This is a genomic window from Solidesulfovibrio sp. (genome assembly GCF_029978005.1).
Classification (GTDB): Bacteria; Desulfobacterota; Desulfovibrionia; order Desulfovibrionales; family Desulfovibrionaceae; genus Solidesulfovibrio.
Window position 1 is genome coordinate 1 of sequence record NZ_JARKOZ010000219.1, and the last position, 10,114, is coordinate 10,114.

12 protein-coding genes are annotated in these 10,114 nt (G+C 68.8%); 7 read left to right on the forward strand and 5 right to left on the reverse strand.

What is annotated here, in order from left to right; translation table 11 throughout:
• The coding region (locus Q1K70_RS21875) for a helicase HerA-like domain-containing protein (protein WP_300164818.1) at window positions 1-723 on the forward strand (723 nt) is incomplete at its 5' end.
• Window positions 724-840: 117 nt separating this feature from the next.
• Here the strand turns inward: Q1K70_RS21875 and Q1K70_RS21880 are convergent.
• Genes Q1K70_RS21880 through Q1K70_RS21895 form a run of 4 tightly spaced genes read right to left on the reverse strand, consistent with a single transcriptional unit; the run spans window position 841 to window position 4,544 of the window.
• A complete protein-coding gene (locus Q1K70_RS21880; protein ID WP_300164850.1) occupies window positions 841-1,983 on the reverse strand; it encodes an ABC transporter permease in 1,143 nt (380 codons plus the stop codon).
• Window positions 1,983-2,900, reverse strand: a complete 918-nt coding sequence (locus Q1K70_RS21885; protein WP_300164821.1) for an ABC transporter ATP-binding protein — start codon at window positions 2,898-2,900, stop codon at window positions 1,983-1,985. Before Q1K70_RS21885 ends, Q1K70_RS21880 begins: the two co-directional genes overlap by 1 nt.
• Window positions 2,897-3,889 (reverse strand): HlyD family efflux transporter periplasmic adaptor subunit, encoded by a 993-nt coding sequence (locus Q1K70_RS21890; protein ID WP_300164824.1) that lies wholly within the window; start codon window positions 3,887-3,889, stop codon window positions 2,897-2,899. Before Q1K70_RS21890 ends, Q1K70_RS21885 begins: the two co-directional genes overlap by 4 nt.
• Window positions 3,876-4,544 (reverse strand): TetR/AcrR family transcriptional regulator, encoded by a 669-nt coding sequence (locus tag Q1K70_RS21895; RefSeq protein ID WP_300164827.1) that lies wholly within the window; start codon window positions 4,542-4,544, stop codon window positions 3,876-3,878. Before Q1K70_RS21895 ends, Q1K70_RS21890 begins: the two co-directional genes overlap by 14 nt.
• Before the next feature lie 154 nt (window positions 4,545-4,698).
• Here Q1K70_RS21895 and Q1K70_RS21900 point away from each other — a divergent pair, with 154 nt between their 5' ends.
• The 6 genes from Q1K70_RS21900 (at window position 4,699) to Q1K70_RS21925 (ending at window position 9,456) form a co-directional block, all read left to right on the forward strand.
• Window positions 4,699-5,505, forward strand: a complete 807-nt coding sequence (locus Q1K70_RS21900) for an MlaE family lipid ABC transporter permease subunit (protein WP_300164830.1) — start codon at window positions 4,699-4,701, stop codon at window positions 5,503-5,505.
• A 55-nt stretch (window positions 5,506-5,560) separates the two neighbouring features.
• A complete protein-coding gene (gene mlaD / locus Q1K70_RS21905) occupies window positions 5,561-6,010 on the forward strand; it encodes an outer membrane lipid asymmetry maintenance protein MlaD (protein ID WP_300164833.1) in 450 nt (149 codons plus the stop codon).
• 45 nt (window positions 6,011-6,055) lie between these two features.
• Window positions 6,056-6,646, forward strand: coding sequence for an ABC transporter substrate-binding protein (locus tag Q1K70_RS21910; protein ID WP_300164836.1), 591 nt, complete (start codon window positions 6,056-6,058; stop codon window positions 6,644-6,646).
• A 96-nt stretch (window positions 6,647-6,742) separates the two neighbouring features.
• Window positions 6,743-7,576 carry a VacJ family lipoprotein gene (locus Q1K70_RS21915; protein WP_300164839.1) on the forward strand — a complete coding sequence of 278 codons (834 nt, stop codon included), beginning with the start codon at window positions 6,743-6,745 and terminating at the stop codon, window positions 7,574-7,576.
• Between the two features lie 46 nt (window positions 7,577-7,622).
• The gene (locus Q1K70_RS21920) at window positions 7,623-8,471 is read left to right on the forward strand and encodes an AraC family transcriptional regulator (RefSeq protein ID WP_300164842.1); all 849 of its coding nucleotides are present in this window, start codon (window positions 7,623-7,625) and stop codon (window positions 8,469-8,471) included.
• A 40-nt stretch (window positions 8,472-8,511) separates the two neighbouring features.
• Window positions 8,512-9,456 carry a DMT family transporter gene (locus Q1K70_RS21925; RefSeq protein WP_300164845.1) on the forward strand — a complete coding sequence of 315 codons (945 nt, stop codon included), beginning with the start codon at window positions 8,512-8,514 and terminating at the stop codon, window positions 9,454-9,456.
• On the opposite strand, the gene Q1K70_RS21930 is transcribed toward Q1K70_RS21925, so the two are convergent.
• Window positions 9,451-10,114: SPOR domain-containing protein (locus Q1K70_RS21930; RefSeq protein ID WP_300164847.1), on the reverse strand; the 664-nt coding region annotated here is incomplete at its 5' end. The two genes, Q1K70_RS21925 and Q1K70_RS21930, sit on opposite strands and share 6 nt — an antisense overlap.

Consider the following 10,114-nt stretch of genomic DNA (forward strand, 5'->3'; position numbering starts at 1 on the left):
CTGTGGCTCCTGGCCGAGCTTTTCGAGCGCCTGCCCGAGGTGGGCGACCCGGACAAGCCCAAACTCGTCTTTTTCTTCGACGAGGCGCATCTGCTCTTCGACGACGCCCCGGCCGCGCTGCTGGAAAAAATCGAACTCACCGTGCGCCTCATCCGCTCCAAGGGCGTAGGCGTCTATTTCGTCACCCAGTCGCCCCTGGACCTGCCCGATACGGTGCTCGGCCAGCTCAGCAACCGCGTGCAGCATGCGCTGCGCGCCTTTTCCCCGCGCGACCAGAAGACCGTGGCCGCCGCGGCCGACACGTTCCGGCCCAATCCGAAGCTCGACGCCAAGGCGGCGCTGACGGCGCTCGGCGTCGGCGAGGCGCTGGTCTCCTGCCTCGACGCGCGCGGTGAGCCAAGCGTGGTGCAGCGCGCCCTGGTCGTGCCGCCGGCAAGCCGCATGCTGCCCCTAAGCGACGCCGAACGCGAGGCCATGGTGCGCGCCTCGCCCCTTTACGGGCACTACGAGCAGGCCATCGACCGGGATTCGGCCTTCGAGATGCTCAAGTCCCGCGCCGAGGCCCGGGAAACGCAAGCCGCGCCCCAAAAGGAAAAACCGTCCCAGGCCGAAAAGCTCGTCATCGGCATGGCCCAAAGCGCCCTGCGCTCCATCGGCACGCAGATCGGCCGCCAGATCGCCCGAGGCGTCCTGGGCGCGATTTTCGGCGGCTCACGACGGTAGGGAGAGAGGAGAGAGGAGAGAAGGGAAGATGCCTCCGGCGGCCAGGAGGGGGTGACCCCCTCCTGGACCTCCCCACTGGGGGGAGGAATGTTCCCTGAGGCGGTGCTTGGGCGCGGATCAATCCAGGGTTTGGCGGTAGCGTTTGACGCCGAGGCCCAGGGACAGGAGCAGAAAGAGGCCGATGGGCCACATGTGGGGCAGGATGTCGAAGAAGCCGTTGCCCTTGAGCACGATGCCCCGCACCACCCGCAGATAATGCGTCAGCGGCAGCGCCGAGCCGATCCACTGCGCCCACTCCGGCATGCCCTGGAAGGGAAACATGAAACCGGACAACAGAATGCTCGGCAGGAAGAAGAAGAAGGACATCTGCACCGCCTGTAGCTGGTTCTGGGCGATGGTGGAAAAGGTGATGCCCACGCCCAGGTTGGCGGCGATGAAGGGAAAGGAGACCAGGAAAAGCAGCGGCAGGCTGCCGACCATGGGCACCCGGAACAGGAGCTTGGCCGCCAGGACGATGAGCCCCATCTGGAGGTAGCCCACGATGATGTAGGGCAATATCTTGCCGAGCAGCACCTCGGTCGGACGCACCGGGGTGATGAGCAGGTTCTCCATGGTGCCGCGCTCGCGCTCGCGGGTGATGGCGAGCGACGTGATGATGACGAGCGTCATGGTCAGCACCACGCCCATGAGCCCGGGCACGATGTTGTACTGGGTGATGGCCTCGGGGTTGTAGCGGGCGTGCATGCGCAGGTCCACCGGCCCTTCGGCGGCCCGAAGGGGGGCCAGCGGCCCGGTCAGGTCGCGGTTGAAGGCTTCGCTCGCCGCCTGGCGGATGGCGGACACGGCGTTGGAGGTGGCCGAAGGGTCGGTGGCGTCGGCCTCGAGCAGCACCACCGGCCGGTCGCCGCGCGCCAGGTCGCGGCCGAAATTCTCCGGGATGGTCAGCACGAACTGGATGCGGCCCAGGCGCAGCAGCTCGTCGGCCTCGGCCTCGTGCGAGATCTCCTTGGTGAAGGCGAAGTAGTCGCTGTTTTTCATGGCCATGGCCATGTCGCGGGAAAAGATCGACCGGTCGTTGTCCAGGATGGCCGTGGGCAGGTGCTTGGGGTCGGAATTGATGGCGTAGCCGAAGAGGATGAGCTGGAGCAGCGGAATGCCCACCATCATGCCGAAGGTCACCCGGTCGCGGCGCATCTGGGTGAACTCCTTGCTCACCACGGCCGCGAACCGCTTGGGCGAAAAGGTGAAGATGCTTCGCATCACGTGGTCGCCTTGCGCATGAGGCTGATGAAGACCTCTTCGAGGTTGGAGGGAATGCGCGTCACGGCCAGGGGCTCGCGCCCGAAGGGTTCGAGGCTTTTGGCCAGGGCCGCGCCGTCCCGGCCGCTGACGTGCAGGGTCAGGCCGAAAGCCACCACCTGCTCCACGCCCGGCAGGCCGCGCAGCCGGTCGATGAGGTCGTAGAGCTTCGGACCGGAAATCTCGTAGGTGGCCAGGCCCTCGGCGGCCACGATCTCGGCCACGGTGCCCGTGGCCAGCAGATGGCCGTAGGCGATGTAGGCCAGGCGGTGGCAGCGCTCGGCCTCGTCCATGTAGTGGGTGGAGATGAGCGCCGTGATGCCCTCGCCGGCCAGCTTGTGCACCTCGTCCCAGAAATCCCGCCGGGCCATGGGGTCCACGCCCGCCGTGGGCTCGTCGAGCAGCAGGAGCTGCGGCTCGTGGATCATGCAGGCGGCCAGGGCCAGACGCTGCTTCCAGCCGCCCGAGAGCGTGCCGGCCAGCTGGTCGCGAAACCGGCCCAGGTTCATGCGCGCGACGGTGCGGTCGATGGCCCCGGCCCGGTCCGCCACGCCGTACATGCGGCTGATGAAGTCCAGGTTCTCGCGTACGGTCATGTCCTCGTAGAGCGAGAACTTCTGGGACATGTAGCCCACGTGGGGCTTGATGAGTTCGGCCTGGCCGCGCACGTCGAAGCCCAGGCAGGTGCCCGCGCCGTCGTCCGGGCGCAACAGGCCGCAGAGCATGCGGATGAACGTGGTCTTGCCCGAGCCGTTGGGCCCCAGGAACCCGTAGATCTCCCCGCGCGCCACGCGCATGTCGATGTGGTCCACCACGGTCTTCTTGCCGAAGATCTTGGTCAGGCCCGTGACGTCGATGACCGGGGCCGCCTCGCTCATGCCCCGCCTCCCGCCGGCTTGGCGGCCCGGGCGGACGGCAGGGACACGTCCACGGGTTGGCCGGGATGCATGCGCGCCGCCACCTCCGGGGCGAAGCGCCCCTCCACCATGATCACGAGCTTTTCCCGAAAGCCCTGGCTGTAGATGACCGGCGGCGTGTACTCCACCGAGGGGGCGATGTAGGACACCGTGGCCGTCGCGGGCGCGCCGCCGTCGAAAGAGACCTCGACGGACTGCCCCACGGCCAGAGACCCGGCCACGGCCTCGGGCACGAAAAAGCGCACCTTGACGTTTTGCGGCGGCAGGAGCGTCACCACCGGGCTTCCGGCCGCCACCCACTCGCCGGCGTAGTGCAGGACGTCGTAGACGAGGCCGGAAACGCCGGCGGCCTGGGTCATCTGGCCGAGGTTCCAGCGGGCCTGGTCCAGGGCGGCCCGGGCCGCGTCCACGGCGGCCTGGGCGGCGCGGATCTGGTCCACGCGGCTCGGCAGCTTGCCCGTGGCCAGCTTGGCCTCCAGCTCCTTCACCTCCTGCTTGTACCGGGCGTTGGTCGTGCGCGAGGTGTCGAGGTCCTCCTTGGCGATGACGGCGTCGCCGTAGAGCTTGATGCGGCGGTCGTATTCCAGGGCCGACAGGGCGTGGGCGGCCTCGGCCCGGCGCAGGTCGGCCACGAGCTGGTCGATCTCTTCCGGGCGCAGGCCCTTCTGCTTGTCGCGAAGCGTATCCTCGGCCTGACGCAGGTCGGCCTCGGCCAGGGCCACGCCGGCCGTCTCGTAGGCGTGCTCCAGCACATACAGCGCCTGGCCGGCGGAAACCACGTCCCCCCGGGCCACGCGCAGGGCGTCCAGCCGGCCGGAGATCTTGCCGCCCACGTACACGAACTCGCCCTCGACGTAGCCCTGGTAGGCCCTGGGCTCCCCGGATTCGCAACCGGCCAGGAGAATACAGGCCAAGACGAGCACGGCAAGGCGGCTTCTAGGCGTTTTCATGGCCTCCCTCCTTGGGCGCGTCCGGCCGGGCCGGAGCGGCCAGGCCCCTGGCCAGCAGGCCGCCGACGAAGGCGGCCGCGTCGGTCAAGGACAGGTCGAGGCGCAGCCCCAGATCCCGGGACGCGGCGGCGAACCGGGTCCGAAGCGGCTCGGACAGGCTGTAGATGACCATGGTCCCGACGAGGGTCAGGTGGACCAGCACGGGTTCGGCCGGCGAAAGCGTTCCCTGGGCCAGGCCCTTTTCCAGGATGCCCCGGGTGACGGAGAAGATGCGCCGGAATTCCGTCATGGCCGCCGGCGGCATGCTGGCCCCGCCCGAGGCCATCTCCAGGGCCATGATGCGCGGCAGGGCGGGCAGCCGGGAGAAAAGCCCGGCCATGGCCAGAGCCAGGGCGGTGAAGGCGTCGCCCGGCCCCGGGCCGGCCTTGACCGCCGCCTCCAGCGCGCCGGCCACCTGGCCAAAGAGGTGCAGCATGACCGCCTCGTAGAGCTTTTCCTTGTTGCCCACGTGATAGTAGAGCCCGGCCTTGTTGACCCCGGCCCTTCGGGCAATGGCCTCGACCTTGGCCCCGGAGAAGCCCGCCCGGCCGAACTCCTCGGCCGCCGCTTCGAGGATGCGCTGGCGCACCGTGTCCTGGGAGTCGTTTTCAACCATATGGTCCAACCTTTTCTTTTAACCATACGGTTAAAACAGAAAGTCCACCCCGTCAACCCGGGAAAGGGGCCGGGAGCGCTTCCCATTTGCATGAATCCGGTGTAATCCGAAGCCCGGCCGGCCCGAGGAGGGCCTAACCAAGCGCCAGCATGCCATGACCGACGCCATCACATTCCTGCTTTCCCCTGCGGCCTTCGTCGGGCGCACGGTGCTCACCGTGGTCGCCGAGCTGGGGGGCTTCTGCATCTTCCTGGTCCAGGGGCTCTGGCGGATCGCCATCCCTTCCCCGTCCTGGCGCAAGATCGTGCAGCAGGTCTATTTCATCGGGGTCAAATCCATCTTCGTCATCGTGCTCATCGGGCTCTTCACCGGCATGGTGCTCGGCCTGCAAGGCTACTACACCCTGGTGAAGTTCGGCTCCGAAGGGCTTCTCGGGGCCGCCGTGTCCCTATCCATCATCCGGGAGCTGGGTCCGGTGCTCACGGCCATCATGATCACGGGCCGGGCAGGCTCGTCCATGGCGGCCGAGATCGGCATCATGCGCATTTCCGAGCAGATCGACGCGCTGTGGTCCATGGGGATCAACCCCATGCGCTTTCTCATCGCGCCAAGGCTGGCCGCTTCGCTCATCTGTTTTCCGCTCCTGACGGCCATCTTCGACGTGGTGGGCATCGGCGGCGGCTACCTCACGGGCGTGGCCCTTCTGGGCATCAACCCGGGAACCTATTTCGACCGCATCGACGCGGCGGTGGAACTGACCGACGTGAGCGGCGGCTTCGTCAAATCCGTGGTCTTCGCGCTGCTCGTGGCGGCCATCAGCTGCTACCAGGGCTATTTCACCCACGCCCGCCGCGACGGCTTCGGCGCCAAGGGCGTGAGCCTGGCCACCACGGCGGCGGTGGTGTTCTCCTGCGTCGCCATCCTGGTGGCGGACTACGTCCTGACCTCGTTCCTCCTTTGAGGCTGCGTCGGGGCGAGTTGCAACTTCGGCGGGATAGCCGTAAAAGGCCACTGGCATGAAAAAATACTCCATGGAGACGACGGTCGGCATCTTCGTTCTGGCGGGCCTTCTGTGCGTGGCCTACCTGACCGTCAAGCTCGGCAAGCTCGAGGTGCTCGGCGGCGACCGCTATCCGCTGACGGCCCGCTTCAAGGACGTGACGGGACTCAAAAGCGGGGCCTACGTGGAGATGGCCGGCGTGCGCATCGGCCGGGTGGGCGGCATAAGGCTCGACACCAAGGACAACATGGCCCTGGTGACCCTCGACATCGACAAGGGCGTGCGCCTCACCGACGATTCCATCGCCTCCATCAAGACCAGCGGGCTCATCGGCGACAAGTTCGTCAAAGTCTCGCCCGGCGGCTCGGACGAAGTTCTGGGCCCCGGCGGCGTCATCGTCGAGACCGAGGCCTCGGTGGACCTCGGCGACCTTATCGGCAAATACGTGTTCGGCGGCGTGAAATAGCGCGTCCGACCCAAGCGAACCTCTACGGAACATTGGTATTTTCCTATGCTGCGTTCTTTGAGCCGCCTGTTTGCGTCCCTGGCCCTCGTCACCGCCCTGGCCGCTCCGGCCCTGGCCGGCGCGCCGACCGAAACCCTAAGCGTCTCCATCGACAAGATCATCGCCCTGCTGGCCGATCCCGCCTACAAGAACCCGGACACCCGGCCGGCCATGCGCGCCAAGCTCCTCACGTCCATCGACGCCGTCTTCGACATGAAGGAGCTCTCCCGCCGGGCCCTGGGCGCCCAGTGGAACAACTTCAGCCCCGAGCAGCAGCAGCGCTTCGTGACCGCGTTCGGGCAGCTTTTGCAGAACACCTACCTTGACAAAATCGAGAGCTACACCGATGAAAAGGTGCAGTATCTCAAGGAGCAGGATCTGGGGCCCGGCAAGGCGGAAGTGGACACCAAGGTCGTGGGCAAGGGCAAGGAGATTCCCATCTCCTACCGCCTTTCCGACCGTAACGGCTGGAAGGTCTACGACGTGGTCATCGAGGGCGTGAGCCTCGTGCAGAACTACCGCACCCAGTTCGGCCAGATCCTCGTCAACGAGTCGCCGGACGCATTGATCGCGAAGATCGCCGCGAAGAAATCCTAGCCTCGCGCCGGGAGTCGCGGACAAGCAACAGGGCTGCCGCAGAGCATGGGCCAGGCAGCCGGGAACGCCACGGAACGCATTGCCGGGGAACAACACATGCCTATCTCCATGCCGCGCAACATCCTGCTCGTCCTGCTCGCCGCCACGCTTGCGGCCGCTCCTGTCTGTCAGGCCGCCGGGACTCCCATCAATCAGGAGAGCCCCAAGCCGGCAGTGAGCGCGCCAGCCGCCCTGGAAACCGGCACGGCTTCGCAGGCCAAGGCGGACGACGACGGCTACGCCGAGACCGCGCCCGCGCCCGTGGCCGATCCCCTCTACCGCTGGAACAAGTTCTGGTTCGGCTTCAACCACCTGTTCTTCAGCGGGTTCATGCGGCCCCTGGCCAAAGGCTACGCCATCGTGGTCCCGCGCTTCGTACGCACGGGCCTGACCAACGCCTACCAGAACTTCATCTTCCCCATCCGCTTCGTCAACGCCCTGCTCCAGCTCAATTTCACCAAGGCTCAAAGGGAATTCGGGCGTTTCATGATCAACTCGACCATCGGCGTCGGCGGCCTCATGGACGTGGCCAAGGCCGACCCGAACCTCCAGCCGGGCAACGAGGACTTCGGCCAGACCCTCGGCTCCTGGGGCATCGGCGACGGCTTCTACATCGTCTGGCCCTTCCTTGGCCCCTCGTCCGCCCGCGACACCGTCGGTCTGGCCGGCGACGCCGTGGCCAACCCGCTCTTCTGGATCTTCGGCCCCTGGGCCGTCTACGGCGACGACAACCCCTGGTACCTGTCCTACATCGTCAAGGCGGGCGACGTGTTCAACAACCTGCCCACCACCCTGGAGACCTACGACAGCGTGACCAAGCCGGCCGTGGATCCCTACAGCGCCATCAAGGACGCCTACATCCAGTACCGCAGAAACGCCGTCTCCCAGTAGACGGCCCCGCCTGCCGCCGCCGCGCCCCGCGCGGCGGCGGCGCGCCATGACCACGCCCCGAAATCCCCCGACCGACGCCATCGAGGCCCGCCCCCTGCCCTTCCTTGGCCCGGACGCCCTGGCCGTGCGGGCCAGCTACCGCCGCCAGCGCTTTTCCCGCCACGCCCACGACGGCTATGCCCTGGGCGTCATCGAGGCCGGGGCCCTGGCCTTCCGTTATCGGGGCAGCCGGCTCGTGGCCCCGGCCGGCTGCGTCAACCTCGTGCAGCCGGACGTGCCCCACGACGGCGAACCGGCCCTGCCCGAAGGCTGGCGCTACCGCATGCTCTACCTGCCGGCCGCGGCCCTGGCCATGGTGCTGCCCGAGGGCGCGGCCCCGCCGTTCTTCCGCCAGGGAATCATCGAGGACCCAAGCCTTGCGGCCCAGGTCGCCGAGGTCCACTGCCTGCTTTTTTCGCCCCAAGCCGGCGAGATGGCGCGGCAGACGGCGCTCCTCGCCCTGCTCGCCACCTGGGTGCGGCGCTTCGCCGAGAGCCAGGCTCCCTCGCGAAAGCCCGGCCCCGAGCCCCGGGCCGTGCGCCTGGCCCTGGACATCCTGGCGGCACGCTACGCCGAAAATGTCAGCCTGGTCGCACTGGCCCGGGCCACGGGCCTTTCTCCCTGGCACCTGGCCCGGGCCGTGTCCGACCGCACCGGCCTGCCGCCCCATGCCCACCTGCTGGCCCATCGCCTGCGCGCCGCCAGGCGCGCCCTGGCCGGGCCCGACCGCCTGGCCGACATCGCCGCGGCAACGGGTTTCGCCGACCAGAGCCACCTGACCCGCGCCTTCGCCAGGCGCTTTGGCCTCACTCCCGGAGCCTACCGCAAGATCGTTCAAAACCCCGCCGCCCGATAAGTCTATCCTGCGCCCGTCATCCCCATTTTCCGGAGGCGATATGACGACGCGCGCCAAGGCCCTGGCTTCCCTGGCCGGGGCCATGCTCCTGGTCGGTTCCTCGGTGGCCGCCGGCCGCATCCTGACGGCGGCCCTGCCCATCCATTTCGCTTCGCTCGTGCGTTTCGCCCTGGCGAGCCTGGTACTGGCGCCGCTGGTGATCGCCCGCGAGGGCCGGCTGCCGCGCCTGTCCCGGCGCGGCCTGGCCGTGGTTTGCGGACAGGCGCTTTGCGGCTCGTTTCTTTTCACGGTCTGCCTGCTGGCCGGGCTGCGCCTGACGGGCGCGGCCGAGGCCGGGGTGGCGGCGGCAGCGACCCCGGCCGCCGTGACGCTTCTGGGCTGGCTTTTCTTCCGGGAAAGGCCGTCTGGCCGGGCCGTGGCCGGCATCCTGGCCACCATGGCCGGCATCGCCCTCCTGACTGCCGCGCCGGCCAGGGCCGACACTCCCTCGCCCGTGCTCGGCAACGCCCTGGTCCTTTGCGCCGTGGCCTTCGAGGCCGTGTTCCTGCTGCTGCGCCGGGCCCTGACCGAGCCCCTTTCGCCGCTCGGAGCCGCCTTTTGGGTCTCGGCGGCCGGCACGGGATTTTTTCTGGCGCCGGGCCTGTGGCAGGCAGGGAGCCTCGATCCTGCGGCGCTGACTCCCGGAGTCGTCGCGGCCGTGGTCCACTACGCCCTGGGGGTGACGATTGCGGCCTACGTGTTGTGGTTTTACGGCGTGGTGCGGGTGGACGCGGCCACGGCCGGCGTGGTCACGGGCGTCATGCCCGTGTCCGCGCTTTTCTTCGCGGCGCTTGTGTGCGGGGAATCCGTCGGCTGGCGGGAGATGGTCGGCTGCGCGACCGTGCTGGCCGGCATCGTCGGCCTGGCCACGGCCGGTCCCGGCCGCCCGGCCCGGACCGCGCCCAAACGGGGGGCGGCGGTCCGGGGGGACGGCCGGGGATCATGAACCGGTCTTTTTGGGCGGCGGCACGTAGCCGTCGGGCAAGGGCGGCGCGGGCTCGACGATGGGCGGCGCGATGGGTGCGGAGACCTTGGGTCCGGCCGCCGGCTGGGCCTTGGCCGCGGGCGCGGCGGCGGGAGCCGGGGCCGAAGCGGCGGCCTTTCCGGCCGGAGCCGATCCGGCCGGCCGTTCCTCGGCCAGGCGCGGCTCGGTCACGCCGTCGCCGAACAGTTCGGCCTCCAGCGCCGCCCGCGAGCCTTCCTTGCCGGCGAAGACCTTGTAGAAGGTCTTGTTGTTGCGCTTGGCCTGGTCCATGCGGGTGGAAAAGCCCTTGGCCTCCAGGGCGGCCATGAGTTCCTTGCCCGAGGCGGCATGGGCGAATTCGCCTACCTCGAAGGTGAAGTAGGCCCGTTCGCCGGGGGCGGCGGCTTCGCCCGGAGCGGGCGCGGGCTGGGCCGCCGGCGAGGCCTTGGCCCCAGGAGCGGCGGCGGGCCCGGCGGAAGCCGGCTTGCCCTGCTGCTCGAACAGGACCGCGCCGGGCTTCTCCACCGCCGGAGGCTCGGGCGGAGCCGGGGTGAAGGGCTTGGGCCTGAAGTCCGGGCCGGCCGCCGTCGCCGTCGTGGGGGCCGAGGCCGCAGGGGCGGCCACGGCCGGCGCGGGCGCG